This window comes from Mycobacterium sp. 852013-51886_SCH5428379 (genome assembly GCF_001665575.1).
Taxonomy (GTDB): domain Bacteria; phylum Actinomycetota; class Actinomycetes; order Mycobacteriales; family Mycobacteriaceae; genus Mycobacterium.
Window position 1 is genome coordinate 1 of sequence record NZ_LZSU01000030.1, and the last position, 13,704, is coordinate 13,704.

Annotated in this window: 17 protein-coding genes; 8 read left to right on the top strand and 9 right to left on the bottom strand. The window is 68.6% G+C overall.

Annotation, left to right across the window (positions count from 1 at the left end; genetic code table 11):
- The coding region (locus A5757_RS12600) for an HNH endonuclease signature motif containing protein (protein WP_156618351.1) at nucleotides 1–432 on the top strand (432 nt) is incomplete at its 5' end.
- 3 nt (nucleotides 433–435) lie between these two features.
- Here A5757_RS12600 and A5757_RS12605 read toward each other — a convergent pair.
- The 6 genes from A5757_RS12605 to A5757_RS12630 form a co-directional block, all read right to left on the bottom strand.
- Nucleotides 436–1,533 (bottom strand): glycoside hydrolase, encoded by a 1,098-nt coding sequence (locus A5757_RS12605; protein WP_066834079.1) that lies wholly within the window; start codon nucleotides 1,531–1,533, stop codon nucleotides 436–438.
- 85 nt (nucleotides 1,534–1,618) lie between these two features.
- Nucleotides 1,619–2,479 (bottom strand): polysaccharide deacetylase, encoded by an 861-nt coding sequence (locus A5757_RS12610; RefSeq protein WP_066834082.1) that lies wholly within the window; start codon nucleotides 2,477–2,479, stop codon nucleotides 1,619–1,621.
- A complete protein-coding gene (speB, locus tag A5757_RS12615) occupies nucleotides 2,476–3,456 on the bottom strand; it encodes an agmatinase (protein ID WP_066834084.1) in 981 nt (326 codons plus the stop codon). The genes A5757_RS12610 and speB overlap by 4 nt, the downstream gene beginning before the upstream one ends.
- Nucleotides 3,453–4,217 carry an SDR family NAD(P)-dependent oxidoreductase gene (locus tag A5757_RS12620; RefSeq protein ID WP_066834088.1) on the bottom strand — a complete coding sequence of 255 codons (765 nt, stop codon included), beginning with the start codon at nucleotides 4,215–4,217 and terminating at the stop codon, nucleotides 3,453–3,455. Before A5757_RS12620 ends, speB begins: the two co-directional genes overlap by 4 nt.
- A complete protein-coding gene (locus tag A5757_RS12625; protein ID WP_066834089.1) occupies nucleotides 4,214–4,906 on the bottom strand; it encodes an SDR family NAD(P)-dependent oxidoreductase in 693 nt (230 codons plus the stop codon). Before A5757_RS12625 ends, A5757_RS12620 begins: the two co-directional genes overlap by 4 nt.
- Complete coding sequence (locus A5757_RS12630; protein WP_066834092.1) at nucleotides 4,903–6,375, bottom strand: APC family permease; 1,473 nt, start codon at nucleotides 6,373–6,375, stop codon at nucleotides 4,903–4,905. The genes A5757_RS12625 and A5757_RS12630 overlap by 4 nt, the downstream gene beginning before the upstream one ends.
- Before the next feature lie 169 nt (nucleotides 6,376–6,544).
- Between A5757_RS12630 and A5757_RS12635 the strand changes: the two genes are divergently transcribed.
- From A5757_RS12635 to A5757_RS12645, 3 genes are read left to right on the top strand one after another with little or no spacing between them, the layout of a single operon-like run.
- On the top strand, nucleotides 6,545–7,897 hold the full coding sequence (locus tag A5757_RS12635; protein WP_066834100.1) for a PucR family transcriptional regulator: 1,353 nt from the start codon (nucleotides 6,545–6,547) through the stop codon (nucleotides 7,895–7,897).
- Nucleotides 7,898–7,935: 38 nt separating this feature from the next.
- Nucleotides 7,936–8,190 (top strand): antitoxin, encoded by a 255-nt coding sequence (locus tag A5757_RS12640; RefSeq protein WP_066834103.1) that lies wholly within the window; start codon nucleotides 7,936–7,938, stop codon nucleotides 8,188–8,190.
- Entirely contained in the window at nucleotides 8,187–8,624 is a 438-nt protein-coding gene (locus tag A5757_RS12645; protein ID WP_066834109.1) for a type II toxin-antitoxin system VapC family toxin, read from the top strand. The genes A5757_RS12640 and A5757_RS12645 overlap by 4 nt, the downstream gene beginning before the upstream one ends.
- Before the next feature lie 21 nt (nucleotides 8,625–8,645).
- On the opposite strand, the gene A5757_RS12650 is transcribed toward A5757_RS12645, so the two are convergent.
- Complete coding sequence (locus A5757_RS12650; protein ID WP_066834112.1) at nucleotides 8,646–9,590, bottom strand: pirin family protein; 945 nt, start codon at nucleotides 9,588–9,590, stop codon at nucleotides 8,646–8,648.
- Nucleotides 9,591–9,652: 62 nt separating this feature from the next.
- Between A5757_RS12650 and A5757_RS12655 the strand changes: the two genes are divergently transcribed.
- From A5757_RS12655 to A5757_RS12665, 3 genes are read left to right on the top strand one after another with little or no spacing between them, the layout of a single operon-like run.
- Nucleotides 9,653–10,741 (top strand): methyltransferase, encoded by a 1,089-nt coding sequence (locus tag A5757_RS12655; protein WP_082929439.1) that lies wholly within the window; start codon nucleotides 9,653–9,655, stop codon nucleotides 10,739–10,741.
- Between the two features lie 40 nt (nucleotides 10,742–10,781).
- A complete protein-coding gene (locus A5757_RS12660; RefSeq protein WP_066834126.1) occupies nucleotides 10,782–11,249 on the top strand; it encodes a DUF4174 domain-containing protein in 468 nt (155 codons plus the stop codon).
- Entirely contained in the window at nucleotides 11,239–11,859 is a 621-nt protein-coding gene (locus A5757_RS12665; RefSeq protein ID WP_066834128.1) for a CIA30 family protein, read from the top strand. Before A5757_RS12660 ends, A5757_RS12665 begins: the two co-directional genes overlap by 11 nt.
- 41 nt (nucleotides 11,860–11,900) lie before the next feature.
- Here the strand turns inward: A5757_RS12665 and A5757_RS12670 are convergent, their stop codons facing one another.
- Both A5757_RS12670 and A5757_RS12675 read right to left on the bottom strand, forming a co-directional pair.
- Nucleotides 11,901–12,281, bottom strand: coding sequence for an aldolase (locus A5757_RS12670; protein ID WP_066834130.1), 381 nt, complete (start codon nucleotides 12,279–12,281; stop codon nucleotides 11,901–11,903).
- A gap of 340 nt (nucleotides 12,282–12,621) precedes the next feature.
- Entirely contained in the window at nucleotides 12,622–13,062 is a 441-nt protein-coding gene (locus tag A5757_RS12675; protein ID WP_066834132.1) for a pyridoxamine 5'-phosphate oxidase family protein, read from the bottom strand.
- A gap of 143 nt (nucleotides 13,063–13,205) precedes the next feature.
- On the opposite strand from A5757_RS12675, the gene A5757_RS12680 reads away from it, so the two are divergent.
- On the top strand, nucleotides 13,206–13,574 hold the full coding sequence (locus A5757_RS12680) for a hypothetical protein (protein ID WP_066834135.1): 369 nt from the start codon (nucleotides 13,206–13,208) through the stop codon (nucleotides 13,572–13,574).
- Nucleotides 13,575–13,704: the final 130 nt, after the last annotated feature.

Consider the following 13,704-nt stretch of genomic DNA (forward strand, 5'->3'; position numbering starts at 1 on the left):
GAGGTGTGGCTGCAGCGCCACGGCCAACCCATCGGTGCGGCCCGCTCCACCCGCACCATCAACCGCCGCCTACGCCGCGCCCTGGAACACCGCGACCAGTCCTGTGTCGTGCCCGGCTGTGGGGCCACCCGCGGACTACACGCCCACCACCTGCAGCACTGGGAAGACGGCGGACCCACCGAACTGTGGAACCTGGCCCTGGTCTGCCCGTTTCACCACCGCGCCCATCACCGCGGCGACATCACCCTCACCGGACCCGCCGACCACCTCGCCGTCACCGACGCCACCGGCCAACCCATGACCAACCGCGCCCTCACCCGGCCACCCACCAAGCCCCCACCGGAGGTCAAACCCTGCCCCGGGCCGACCGGGGAACGCGCCGACTGGTGGTGGTACACGCCGTTCGAACCGAAACCGCCGCCGGTGAACTAGACGTCAGCCGCGTGGCGTCGTGGTGATGTGCACGTGGTCGTAGTGGCCGTAGCCGCTCGCCTGCGGCCCGGCGGGCGTGTAGTACGTGCCGCGCCAGATCACGTCCTGCAGTCCGAACCGGGCGGCATTGGCCATCGCGAAATCGCGGATCTGGTCGCCGAGGGCGATGCCCTCCGGGCTCTCGGGATTGGGAATCATGATGTCGATCGCCAACCCGCTCGGGTGCCACGGCTTCGAGTCGGGCCGGACTCCGTCGATGTCGGCGATCTGCGGGAACCGGGCGCTGACGGCGCGGGCCGCCAGGACGGTGTTGGGCTGCAACCCGGCCTCGGACGCCACACCCATGGGCAGCGCCTCCGGTACCTCGAAGCTGGGCGGGCCGGGCATCGCGACGATGGCCGGGTCCTGCGGAGCGGGCGCAGGCAACGGCGCAGCCGCCGCAGGAGGTGGCGGCGACGGTACCGCGGCCTCGATCATCGCCTGCTGCTGCGGTGTCAACGCGGCGTACTGCGCCTCCGCGGCGGCGATCTTGCGCATCAGTTCGCCCCACTTCGCCTGCAGGTCTGCGCGCACCGTCGCGGCCTGCTCGGCGGCGGCTCGGGCGTCGGCGGCCGACCGCTCGGACGCGTGGGCGGCGGCGGCGGCCTGTTCGCGCTTGGCGCGGTAGGCCCGCATCTGCTCGGCGGTCGTCGCGGCCACCACCCGCTGCACCGACAACCTGTCGATCAACTGCTGCGGCGAGGGGGCGGTGAGGACCGCGACCATCTGGCTGTCGCGGCCCCCCATATAGGTCATCGCCGCGATGCGGTCGACCGCCTCCTGGTAGGGCGCGAGCTCGGCGGTGACACCAGCCAGGGCCTCGAGGTCGATGCGGTGGCGATCGTCGGCCGCCGTCTGAGCAGCGAGTTTGGCGTCGGCCTCGCGCTGCGCAGCCGTGACGGCCTCGCGCGTCTCGACCGCCTGCTCGGACAATTCGTTGAGTCGGGCGAGGGCGTCCGCGGCGGGGTCGGCGTGGACGCCGCTCACCGACAGCGCCGACACGAGGACAGCGGCGGCAGCACCGCCCGCCATACGCCGAAGTGAAGGGCGCACCCCGGTCATACGTATTGCCACGATCCTTCGTTGGTCCGGCTTCACAAGACCCGGCAAGGTTACGAACTGGTTCGGAAGCTGTCCACCCGTCCCGTCACATCGGGGGTGTGATGCTCCGGGGCGGCAGCCCCAATCCCCGGACATGTTCGGCGATCGCCCCGAGGTTGGTCGTCCACACGTCGCCGTGGTCGAGCACGTAGCGCATCAGGTCGTCGAGTTCGGCCGCGCGAGAGGTCCGACCGGTCAGGAACGGATGGTTGGTCAGCACCCAGCAGCCGCCGGCCCGGCGCAGCCCGTCGAACTCCAGCTGCCACAGCTCCCGCGCCTTGCGGGGACTCTCGATGAGGCCGCTGCCGGAGATGTCGGGCAGAAAGCAGTACTGCTCCCAATCGTCGAGCGCCCACTGAATGGGGATCTCGACCAGCGGATCGTGTCCGGGCACCGCCAGCTCGTACGGGTGATCGGCATCCATGAGGCTCGAGTCGTAGAGGAATCCCCGTTCGGCCAGCAGCCCGGGCGTGCGCCACGACAGATCCCACATTGGCGCCCGGTAGCCGACCGGCCGCACCCCGGCCACGTCGGCCAGGGCGGCCAGACCCCGGTCGATGACGACGATCTCCTCCTCGAGCGTCAGGGCGGTGGGCTGTTCGTGCAGATATCCGTGGTGAGCGATCTCGTGTCCGGCGGTGACGATGCTGCGGATCGCATCGGGATAGCGGTCCGCGGTGTGGCCGGGCACGAAGAACGTCGATGGGATCTGATGACGCTCGAGCAGGTCGAGGATGCGGGGAATACCGACCAGTGGTCCGTACGCCTGGTGGCTCATCACGCTCATCCGCGCGCCGACGGCCTCCAGATTGCCTGGGGGCCCCCACAGCACCGCCGACTCGGCGTCCACGTCGAAGGTGAACGCCGCCGCCGCGACTTTGCCGTCGGGCCAGCGCAACTCGGTCATCGATCGGCCATCAGCGTGACGAGTTCGTAGGCGAGGTTGGCTCCGGCGACCGCGGTGACCTCAGCCTGGTCGTAGGCCGGTGCCACTTCGACGATGTCGGCGGCCACGATGTTCAGCCCTCGCATGGCCCGCAGCACCGCCACCAATTCCCGGCTCGTCATTCCGCCGATCTCCGGGGTCCCCGTGCCGGGGGCGAACGCCGGATCCAGCACGTCGACGTCGATCGACACGTACACCGGATGCTCACCGACGCGTTCGAGCACCCGGTCGATGACGCCGTCGACGCCGATGCGGTCGATGTCGCGGCAGTGCACCACGGTGAACCCGAGTTCGGCGTCCTCGAGGAGGTCGGCGCGGTCGTAGAGCGAACCGCGGATGCCGACATGCGCCGAGTGGTCCTTGACCAACAGCCCCTGTTCGGAGGCGCGCCGGAACGGAGTGCCGTGGGTGCAGGGGGCACCGAAGTAGGTGTCCCAGGTGTCGAGGTGGGCGTCGAAGTGCACCAGCGCCACCGGGCCGTGAACCTCGTTGACCGCCTGCAGCGCGGGCAGCGCGATGGTGTGATCCCCGCCGAGCAGCACCACCCGCTGTTCGGGTCGGCTCAGCAATCCGCGCACCCCGGCGCGGATTTCATCGACGGCGGCGGTGAGGTCGAACGGGTTGGCCGCGATGTCCCCGGCGTCGACGACCTGCGCCTGCGCGAACGGGCTCACGTCGAGTGCGGGGTGGTAGGGCTTCAGCAGACGGGACGCCTGCCGGATGGCGGCCGGTCCGAATCGGGCGCCGGGCCGGTAGGTCACCCCGCCGTCGAACGGCACCCCCACCACGGCGACGTCGTAGTCGTCGACCTCGTGGCGCTGCGGCAGCCGCGCGAAGGTCGCGATCCCCGCGTAGCGGGGCACCGCCTGTGCATCCACCGGCCCGAGGTTCCCCTCCGCGGACTGTACGTACTGCACGTGCGCTCCCTCTGTCGTCATACCCTTACCCTCGTCGATCCGCCGTTACACGAGACCACCTGTCCCACAATCGCTTCGAGATCGAAGTCGGCGAGTAGTTCCACCGCCGCGGCGATCTCGTCGGCAGAACCGATGCGGCCGAGGGGGATTCCCGCGGCGTACTGCCGCTGCACGGTGGACAGGTCCACTCCGGCCGCGTCGGCGTCGACGCGCAGCTGGGGGGTATCGGTCACCCCGGGTGCCACCGCGTTGACGATGATCCGCTCCGGTGCCAGCTCCCGGCCGAGCGTCTTGACCAGAGCGATCAAGCCGGCCTTCGACGCCGCATAGGCGGTCGCCTCCGGCCAACCGGTGACCCCCCACTCGCTGCTGACCACCACGATGCGTCCGCCTCCGGCCGCCCGCATGTGCGGGAGAACGGCCTGCACCAGGAAGAAGGTGCCGCCGAGGTTGGTGTCGACGACCTTCCACCAGTCGTCGGGATCGTGGTCGAGCAGTGGCGCCATGGTCATGTAGGCGTGGTTGGCCACCAGCACGTCGAGCCGCCCGGCGAGACCCGCGACGTGGCCGGCGATGCGGACGCACTCCTGCCGATCGGAGACGTCGCCGGCGGCCGTCAGCCCGCCGATCTCGGTGGCCAGCGCCCGCAGCGCCTCGCTGTCGCGAAGGTCGTTGACGGCCACCGTTGCTCCCGCGGCCGCCAGCCGGCGCGCGTGTGCGGCGCCCATCCCCTGCGCCGCGCCGGTCACCAGGGCGACCCGGCCGGTCAGATCAGTGCTCATATCACCGCTCCGGCGTTGACGTTGACGACCTCACCGGTGCTGAACGTCGCGTCGCACACCAGGTATTCGACGCAGCGGGCCACTTCGCGCGGAGTCGTGAGCCGCCTCAGGGGTAGCCAGTTCAGGTATTCCGGTGTGCGGCAGGGATTGTCGGCGGCCAGCAATGGGGTATCGGTCGGCCCCGGCGCCACCGCGTTGATTCGGACCCCGGAGGCGGCGACCTCGGCGGCCAGGCTGCGGACCAGGCCGAGGACCGCGCCTTTGGCCGCCGCGTAGTGCGCGTCGCCGTCACCGCCGCCGACGGCCAGCTCGCTGGCAATCGCCACCAGGGTGCCGCGGGTGTCGACGAGGTCGGGCAGGGTGGCGCGGGTGATGTTGACCAGCCCGCCGAGGTGGACGCGCAGCATCGTGTGCCACGCCTCGGGGGTGATGTCGGCGACCGGAACCATGGCGTAGTGGCCGGCGGAGTTCACCACCGCGCTGATCGGGCCTAGCCGTTCCCGCAGCTCGGCGACCGCGGATGAGACCGCGGGACCGTCCGAGATATCCACGGCGACAGCATGTTCGACGTTGGGTGCGGGGTTGCGGTCCAGGCATCCGACGGTGTAGCCGCGCCGGGTCAGCGCGGTCACGACCTCGGCGCCGATACCGCTGGCGCCACCGGTGACCAGTGCGACTGGTGCCGTCACAGGCGGCCGGCCCGGGAGTCTCGGATCTCGTCTTCGGCCTCGATCTCGTCGATCACCGCAGCCGGGAGGATGCGGTTGCGCACCGAGGCGAACAGTGCGGCGCCGAGCACCAGCAGCACCAGCACGCCGATCCACACCGACCAGTCCAGATAGCGCTCCTCGAAGGCGACGCGCGGCCAGGCGATGTTGATGAATTGCAGCACCGCCCACACCACGGCCGTCGCGGCCACCGGCAGCGTCCAGGCGCCGAGTGAGAACCGGGCCGGCGTCCACCGGCGGCGCAGCAGCACCACCAGGAAGCCGATGAGGGGGAACAGGAACGCCAGGTAGAAGCCACCGGAGGTGAAGTTCACCATCAGCGTGTAGACGTCGCCTGCGACGATGCTCAGGCCGAACAGCGCCGCACCGACCGCGGTGGTGATCAGGATCGGGATGGTGGGAATGCGCGCCTGACCGCGCAGCCGGGCCAGCGTGCCCGACGCCGGCAGCGCACCGTCACGGGCGTAGGCCCAGATCACGCGGGAGGCTGATGTCTGCAGCGCGAGGAAGCTGGCGAGGAAGCCGATCACGAACATCACCTGGACGGGTTTGGCGATGCCGGGCCCGAGCGCGGTGGTCAGCGTTTCGTACACCGGGTCGGCGACGGCGCCTTCGGCGACCGCATCCAGATCGGGGACCGCGAGGATGATCGCGAGGCTGGAATAGGCGACGACGAGGGCGATGAAGCCGAGCGAGAACAGCACCGCCTTGGGCAGGTAGCGCCGTGGCTCGTGCACCTCCTCGGCGATCGAGCCCGCGCTTTCGAAGCCGACGAACGAGAAACCGATGAACGCCACCGCCAGCAGGAACGGCCCGGACAGGTAGGCGAGGACGTCCACGTCCGCCCCGCCGCCGGTGAACAGCACCGACAGCGAGTTCTCGCGGTGGAACAGCAGCAACCACGTGCCCAGGCCGACCGAGCCGATCACCTCGGCGATGATGCTCGCGGTCATGAACACCTTCAGCGCTCCGCGGCCGATGAGGTTGACCGCAGTCCCGCCCAGCAGAATCACCAGCGCGATCAACGCCTGCGTGCCTCCCGACGGCGCCTCGATGCCGATGATGTTGGCGACGAAGCCGGCGGCGCCGAGGGCGACGGTCGCCATGGCGATCACCAGCGTCCACATGTAGGCCCAGCCGGCGAACCAGCCGTATCCGGTGCCGAGCAGCCGGCGCGACCACTGGTAGATCGAACCCTCCAGTGGCCAGCGCGAGACCAGCATCGCGAACACCAGCGCGACCAGGAACTGCCCGCCGAACACCAGCAGGAAACCCCACCAGAACGAGGGTCCGGCGGCACTGAGAGCGAGGCCGAAAATGGCGTAGAGGGCGACGATGGGCGAGATGAAGGCGAACGCGAAGGCGAACGCCGACCACAGGGAGAACTCCCGGCGCAGCTGCTGAGACTGCTCTGCGATCGATGACGACATGTGGTGCTCCCCTGGATCTGCGGGCTTTGCCAGGAACTATCACCCCGGCTCAGCGTTGCGGCCAAACGATGTCCCGAAGACGTAGCGATCCCACCGGGGTACGGGGTCGCATTGGACGATCGCACAACGCGACGGCCCGCAAATATGTCGTCGGCGTTACGCTTGTCCAATGACGAAGGGTCTCGTCGATACGGGAGCTCCCACCTTTCGAGCGCTGCTGGACGCGCGGCCGGGCCTGGCCGTCCCCGACTTTGCGGCGCATGATCTCGACCGGCCGATCAGCTGGGCGCACATCACCGAGATGCGCGATCCGTCGCGCTACCTGCGCGGCGGGGAGTTGGTGTGCACGGTCGGCCTGAGCCTGCAGAGCCCGCAGGACTGCCGCACTTTCGCCGATGCATTGGCGAGCGCGGGCGCCGCCGGGGTCTGTTTCGGCGTCGGCGACGGGCACGACGAGGTGCCCGCCGCGCTGCTGGACGCGTGTTCGCGGCAGCGGCTGCCGGTGCTGATCGCGGAGCCGAGCGTGCCCTTCAGTTCGGTCAGCCGGTTCATCGCCGAATACGAACTCGGCGCGGAGATTGCGGTCGCGCGGGCGACCTACGCACTGGTGCCGGAGCTGCTGTCCGCGTTGCGACGCCACGCGTCGGCACGGGAACTGCTCGACACCGCCGGCCAGATCCTGGGGTGCTACTTCCTGCTCGAGCCAGAGTCCTCGGAGGAGTCGGCGACGGTGTCGGTCGTCGTGCCCGGGGTGGGCAGTCTCGGGTGGATGGGCAGCGGCGATCCGCCGGAACCGGCGCTGCTCGACCTGATCGCGCGGTTCGTGCGGGCAACCCAGGTGGAACGCGATGTGGAGGCAGCGCTGGCCCGTGAACGCGTCGGGCAGCTGCTCTCCCTCGTCGAACGCCGGATGCTGCTGCCCGATGCGTTGAGTCAGCTACTGGATTGGCCCGGGTTCGCGTCGGGACAGGTCACCTGTTCGGCTTGGCCGGCCGGGGCGGGGGCGCTGCTGTCGATGGCCGTTCCCGGCGCGTTGGTGGGCGATGCGCCGGATCTGTGCCTGATGCTGACCACGCAGTCGCTCGATGTGACCGATGACCTGTCGCTGCCATCAGGGCATTCGGCTCCGGTGGCGCTGACGGAGATCGGTTCGGCCATCGGCCAGGCGCGGATCGCGCTGGATCTCGCGCAGCGTCGGGGCCGACCCGTCGGGCCCGATCAGCTGAGCACGCTCGAGAGCCTGCTCGAACAACTTCCGCCAGCGCAGCTGGCGCCGTTCCGCCAGCAGCTCATCGATCCGCTGGCGGAGATGGATCAGCGCCGAGGCACCCAGCACGTCCGCACGCTGCGCGCATTCCTCGCCGCGAACGGTTCACTGAGCGACACCGCTCGCGTGCTGTATCTGCACACCAATACGGTCCGGCACCGGCTGGGTCGGATTCTGGAGCTCACCGGCCGCGACCCGTTCGATCGAAACGACCAGGCGGCATTCTCGATCGGGCTGCATGCTTTAGAGCGATGACAGCATGCTGTCATCATTGGTGATGCTAAGCTGTCAAGATGCGCACTACGGTGACTCTTGACGATGACACCCTGGCGCTCATCAGACGACGGATGGCCGAGCAGGGCATCTCCTTCAAGGAGGCGCTGAACAACGCCGTCCGCGACGGCGCTGCCAACAGACCCGCGCCGGCAGCTTTCTCGACCCGGGTCGCCGATCTCGGGGTGCCGTCCATCAGCCTGGATCGCGCCCTGCAGTTGGCCGGGGACCTGGAAGACGAAGAGCTCATCCGCCGGATGCGCCGGGGTTCATGAGAATCGTCGACGCCAACGTCCTTCTCTACGCGGTGAACTCTTCGTCGGACCACCACGACGCGAGCAGACGCTGGCTCGACGGCGCCCTGTCGGGGAACGACGTCGTCGGACTTGCGTGGGTGCCCATGCTCGCCTTCGCCCGGCTCGCCACAAAGCACGGACTGTTCCCGTCGCCGCTGACGCCCGACGAAGCCTTGGCACAGATCACCGCCTGGTGCTCGGCACCGGGCGCCGTGATCGTCAACCCGACCGCCCGGCACGCCGACGTTCTTGCCACCTTGGTGTCGAGCGTCGGGACCGGGGGCAACCTCGTCAACGATGCCCATCTGGCCGCACTCGCGGTCGAGCACCGCGCACGAATTGTGTCCTACGACAACGACTTCGGCAGATTTGCCGGCGTGCAGTGGGACGTACCGGAGTCTTTGCTCGGTTGATGCCTCGCTGACCGGTCCGACTTATCCCCACGCGCTGCGGTCGCCGGCGCCAGGCGGCGTCAGCCTCGGCTTCAGGCGTACCGACGGCAGCGGGGGCGCCGGCAGGCGCTGCACCGGACCGCGATAACCCTCAACGCGTCCGAAGCGCTCCGACCCGCTCTCCCACTCATCCCGGAACGCTGCGATCTCGTCGTGGCTCCGTCCGACGAAGTTCCACCACATCAGCACCGGCTCGATGAAAGGTGGTCCGCCCAAAAGCATCACCCGGGCCGGACGATCGCCGGGGTTGGCAAGCCTGAGGCGATTCGCGCCAGATGGCAGGTAGCCGAGTTCGGCGCGGGCCAATTCGACCCCGTCGAGGAGGACCGGGCCGGTGTCGATGAGCACGCCGTGCTCGAACTCCGGTTGTACGTCGAGAATCAGCTCGGCGCGCGGATGGAGCACCACCTCGGCACCCAGCAGTGGGGTATGGGTGGCGACCGGCGAGGAGTCGCCGGCCAGGGCGCCGACCAGGACTCGCACGGTCGCGGTCTCGAGCCGGACCGGTGAGGGCACGTGATGGACGAATCCGCGCGGAACGTGTCTGGCGTGATCGGGAAGTGCCACCCACAGCTGGACCCCGTGCAGCGTCGGGGCGGTGGCGGTCGATACCTCCGAGTGCGCCACCCCGTATCCGCCGGTCATCAGGTTCAGCTCCCCGGGCCGGACCAGGGCCTGCACACCGCTGCTGTCGCGGTGCTCGATCTCACCGTCGAACAGCCAGCTGACCGTCTGCAGTCCGGTGTGCGGATGCGGGGGGACGTCCATGCCGCCGGTCCGGGCCAGGTCGTCGGGGCCGAAGTGGTCGACAAAGCACCAGGCGCCGACCATGGATCGGATCCGTTGCGGCAGCGTGCGGCGAACCGTCATCGCGCGCGCACCGCCCAGCGGCACCTCCCGGCTGGTGACCACCTCGACGTCGCTCATGCTCCCAGCCTGCTATCTGGCGGCCTGCGCCGCCGCCGATACCACCGCACTAACCTGCACGCATGCCGTCGACGCCTCTCCCCGTGGTGCTGGCCACGCTCGCCCTTCGTCGCAGACTCAAGCAGCTCGCCGACCGCCTGGTGCCGCCGGAGATCGCGATGCTCGATCTCGGCGAGGGCGTCGGCGCCGTCCAGGTCGCCGCGGCCATCGCCGAACTCGGTATCGCCGATGTGCTCGCCGACGGGCCGATGACCGCCCCGCAGATCGCCGCTCGCGTCGACAGTGATGCAGACACGACCCATCGTCTGTTGCGTGGTGCGGTCGCGTGCGGCCTCTGCACCATGGATCACCGAACCGGAGCGGTGGCATTGACCCGGACCGGAGCCGTCTTGCGCAGTGACCATCCGGCGTCTTTGCGGGCCTGGATGCGATACAAGGGCATGCGGTCGACCGTGGACGCATGGGGTGGTCTGGCCGCCAGCGTGCGCAGCGGCCGCAGCTCTTTCGAGCAAGTGCACGGAATGTCGGTGTGGGACTGGTATGCCGCGCATCCCGACGAGGAACGCATCTTCGCGTCGACGATGCGCCAGGCCACCACGATCAGCGCCCGCGCCATCGCGCGCGTCTATCCGTGGCCGGAGGGTGCCGTGGTGTGCGACGTCGCCGGTGGGATCGGCACCTTGCTGTCGGTGATCGTGGCCGAGTCCCCGTCGAACCTGCGCGGGGTGTTGGTCGACAGCGCGGGGATGATCGCCGAAGCCGAACGGTTCCTCGCCGGACGCGACGTCGCTGCCCGCATCGAGCGTGTCGAGGGGGACATCTTCCACACCATCAACGCGACTGCCGACGTCTATCTGCTCAAGGATGTGCTGCACGACTGGGACGACGAACGCTGTAGGCAGATCCTCACCGCGGTGGCGGCGAGCATGCCCACCGGCAGCCGGCTGGTGGTCGTCGAATATCTCCAGCACCCCAATCGCCCGAATCCGTATTCGCCGCTGCTCGACCTCCATACGTTGACGCAACGCGACGGTGGACGTCTGCGTTCGGTGCAAGAACTGTCGGCGCTGCTGACCGATGCCGGCCTACGACCCACGGGCCGCACGTTCTCGGTCGTTCCGCACGACCTCGTCGAGGCGGAGAAAGTCTGAGGGACGCGGCGTCCTCACAGTCCGTACAGTCGGGACGACCATGGTAGGAAAGCGCGGTGTTCGGCTGGTGGCGCTCACGCTCGTCGTCTGGGGCGCGGGCACGGCCGTCGGCACAGCGACCGCCGCGGCTGACGAACTCGGTACCTACCTCTGGGAACGCCGTCCGCTCCTGGTGTTCACGCCGACCGCCACCGACGCGCGGCTCGTCGAAACGCTGAGCCGGGTCGAGGCGAGCCGATGTGCCTTTGACAGTCGCGACATGGTGCTCGGCGTGGTGACCCCGGGCGACAGCACGCTCGACGGTCGGCCCCTCGACGCCGCGGAGTCACAAGAGCTGGTGAACCGATTCGCTGTCGACGAGGGCGCCTTCAGCGTGCTGCTGATCGGAAAGGACGGCGGTGAGAAGCTGCGCGTCGACGAGGTGCCCGATCTCGAGGCGTTCTATGCCGTGATCGACGGCATGCCGATGCGAGGCCGCGAGATGGGTGCCGATTCGAATGGGTGTTGACGGCCGCGTCGTCGCAACGGTGTTGGCGTGCTCGGCGCTGCTGGCGCCGTCGTGCAGTAGCGCCTCGCCGTCCCCCACCGCGGAGCAGACACCGAACGCGGGGCCCGGCGTGGCTCTCGTCGACCTGGGCGACCCCAGCGCGGTGGCCGCCTGGACGACGGTCAACGACCCTGTCATGGGCGGCAGGTCGATCTCGAGGGTGACGTTCGCCGACGGCGGCCTCGTGTTCTCGGGCGAGGTCTCGCTGGAGAACAACGGTGGATTCGCGTCCGTGAGCAGTCCGCAGGACGCTGAGATCGGGCGGAAGGCAACGGGAGCCAAGGCGCTCCGAGTGCACGCTCGGGGCGATGGGAAGACCTACGTGCTGAGCGTGGGCGCTGACGCGCAGCCGTGGTCGTACATCCAGCGGTTCTCGACCGAGGACGACGTCGATCGGATATACGAACTGCCCGTAGGCGATTTCGAGCCGGTGGGCAAGCGCTTCGATCCCGCGCCCGAGGCGCCGCCGACGCTGGATCCCTCCAGTATCGATGAGGTGTCGCTCTACATTCTCGACAAACAGCAGGGTCCGTTCGAGATCGCGGTCAGGGCGCTCGACGCCGTGCGCTGATCGGAGCCGAGGTGGTCGAGGGTCGCCGGTCTACCGACGAGTTAGACGTGGCCGAATTGCTTGAGCGCATCAGCGAGTGAGAGACCGTTGCCGATCGCCTCGCGGACGGCGACCTCTCGGGCGGTCATCTCCTCGGCTTTGGTCAACGCGTCCTCGACGATGCTGTTGGGGATGACGATCGCGCCGTCCTCGTCGGCGAGGATGAAGTCGCCCGGGGAGACGCTTACGTGTGCGGTCGTGGCTCCGGGTAAGTAGACCGGAGCCTGGAAGCCTGTGACCCGCCACCGGCCGATCGATTGGATCGCCGAGCGGAAGGCAGCCACCACCTCGCCGCCACCGCTCCACACCGAGACCCCATCGGGGCTGATGCCGTGGCAGGCCTGCATCTTCAGTGCGTCGCCGGTGCCCGAGTAGGTGGCCATCTCACCTTGGATCGTGTAGGACGTCGCCGACAATGGCGGTGTCCACCGCGAGGAACCGCTGCCGGATCTCGCTCAATTGTGCTGGCGTGCGCTGGATGTCAGTGCCCTTCTGTTCTAATGCTGTCGTCGCGGGTATCGGTCCCAACCGGACCACCGCCTGCGTGCTACGCCGACCCGTCGGTGGACCACAACATCCACGACGTCCACGTCACGCCCGACTCGGTGGCCTTGTCGATGCGCACCGAAAACGTGCCCATCAGTACAGCCAAGACCGGCCGGCGGCAGTGCCCATCCTCAGGCCGCTCGGGTTATCTACACTGCCCACCACGCCTACTCGGGGCTAATCGTCGTCGGACGTCGAGTCGCCGTAGTCCCAAGACAGGGTTCGCACGGGGGTCACGTAGATGTAGGTGGCACCCGGTCTCGGCGCGGTGGGCCACTCGGACTCCGGCACGCCGCGCGACCGGGCACCGTGCCGTGCGAGCTCCAGCGCCTCAGCGGGTTCCCGAACGATGCGTGCGTGACCCTGGAACATCACCCCGCGGATATCCGCCATGGTGGAGCCGACTTCAAGCATGACGCTCACGGCCGGGTTGCGCTCAGCGTTGGCCACTTTGCGCGTGCCGTCTCGCACACCCATGACGACATCGCCGCCCAGCCGGAAGTACCCCAGCGGCACGGTGTGCGGGAATCCGTCCTTCTCGATGGTGGTCAGGATCGCCCAACCCGGGCGGCTGTCGAGAAGCGCCGTGATTTCGTCATCAGTGAGTTTCCGCGGCATCTGGCGAGGTTACCCGTGAGGCAGTTTCCGCTCGCGTGGAGCGAGCAACTCCACGGCAGACCCCGTCGCAGTCGGTCAGACCCGGCAAGCGGCGCCGCTCACTTGGCGGCTTCGGAAGTTCTGCGAGGTCTAACGTTGGCGGAATGGGTTTGTTCAGCCATGAGGAATTCGGAGACTCAGCGGACCGCGCTGCTGGCGGCACTGGTGGTGGGGTCGTAGAGAGGGCGCTTCGTTCTGAGGTGGACGAGTTCGGGGCGAATGATCTCGTGGTGGTAGGACCGGGGTTGGCACCCGAGGATGGTTCGTGCGGTCAATTCGCCGTGCAGTTTCACGTGTCTACGTCAATGCTGATCGGGTTGAAACGTATCGCTGATATGCGTGGGGTGAGCGTGCCGGAGGTGTGCCGCCAAGTGATCGGCGTGTTTGTTGCCCAGCAGGAGGGCGAGTTGGGTGCGATTCTTGCTGCTGAGTCCGAGGTGGCGGACTATCGGCCGAGTCTGGGCCACTCGTAGTTGAGTCCCGCTACCCCGGCCGCGATCTGCGTCCAGAATGCGCGTTCGAGATCTCTACGTATCGGCGGCCGTCCCGGTGGTCGTCCACTAATACACCTCCATCGTCGGGCTGTTGCGTCCCCTGGTTGAA

Bases quoted from the DNA above. Each gene is read 5' to 3' on its own strand.
- A5757_RS12665 (WP_066834128.1), top strand. From the start codon at position 11,239: ATGGGTGTTGACGGCCGCGTCGTCGCAACGGTGTTGGCGTGCTCGGCG.
- A5757_RS12640 (WP_066834103.1), top strand. From the start codon at position 7,936: ATGCGCACTACGGTGACTCTTGACGATGACACCCTGGCGCTCATCAGA.
- A5757_RS12650 (WP_066834112.1), bottom strand. From the start codon at position 9,590: ATGAGCGACGTCGAGGTGGTCACCAGCCGGGAGGTGCCGCTGGGCGGT.
- A5757_RS12680 (WP_066834135.1), top strand. From the start codon at position 13,206: ATGGGTTTGTTCAGCCATGAGGAATTCGGAGACTCAGCGGACCGCGCT.
- A5757_RS12645 (WP_066834109.1), top strand. From the start codon at position 8,187: ATGAGAATCGTCGACGCCAACGTCCTTCTCTACGCGGTGAACTCTTCG.
- A5757_RS12635 (WP_066834100.1), top strand. From the start codon at position 6,545: ATGACGAAGGGTCTCGTCGATACGGGAGCTCCCACCTTTCGAGCGCTG.
- A5757_RS12655 (WP_082929439.1), top strand. From the start codon at position 9,653: ATGCCGTCGACGCCTCTCCCCGTGGTGCTGGCCACGCTCGCCCTTCGT.
- A5757_RS12610 (WP_066834082.1), bottom strand. From the start codon at position 2,479: ATGACCGAGTTGCGCTGGCCCGACGGCAAAGTCGCGGCGGCGGCGTTC.
- A5757_RS12675 (WP_066834132.1), bottom strand. From the start codon at position 13,062: ATGCCGCGGAAACTCACTGATGACGAAATCACGGCGCTTCTCGACAGC.
- A5757_RS12630 (WP_066834092.1), bottom strand. From the start codon at position 6,375: ATGTCGTCATCGATCGCAGAGCAGTCTCAGCAGCTGCGCCGGGAGTTC.
- A5757_RS12620 (WP_066834088.1), bottom strand. From the start codon at position 4,217: ATGAGCACTGATCTGACCGGCCGGGTCGCCCTGGTGACCGGCGCGGCG.
- A5757_RS12660 (WP_066834126.1), top strand. From the start codon at position 10,782: ATGGTAGGAAAGCGCGGTGTTCGGCTGGTGGCGCTCACGCTCGTCGTC.
- A5757_RS12605 (WP_066834079.1), bottom strand. From the start codon at position 1,533: ATGACCGGGGTGCGCCCTTCACTTCGGCGTATGGCGGGCGGTGCTGCC.
- A5757_RS12670 (WP_066834130.1), bottom strand. From the start codon at position 12,281: ATGGCCACCTACTCGGGCACCGGCGACGCACTGAAGATGCAGGCCTGC.
- speB (WP_066834084.1), bottom strand. From the start codon at position 3,456: ATGACGACAGAGGGAGCGCACGTGCAGTACGTACAGTCCGCGGAGGGG.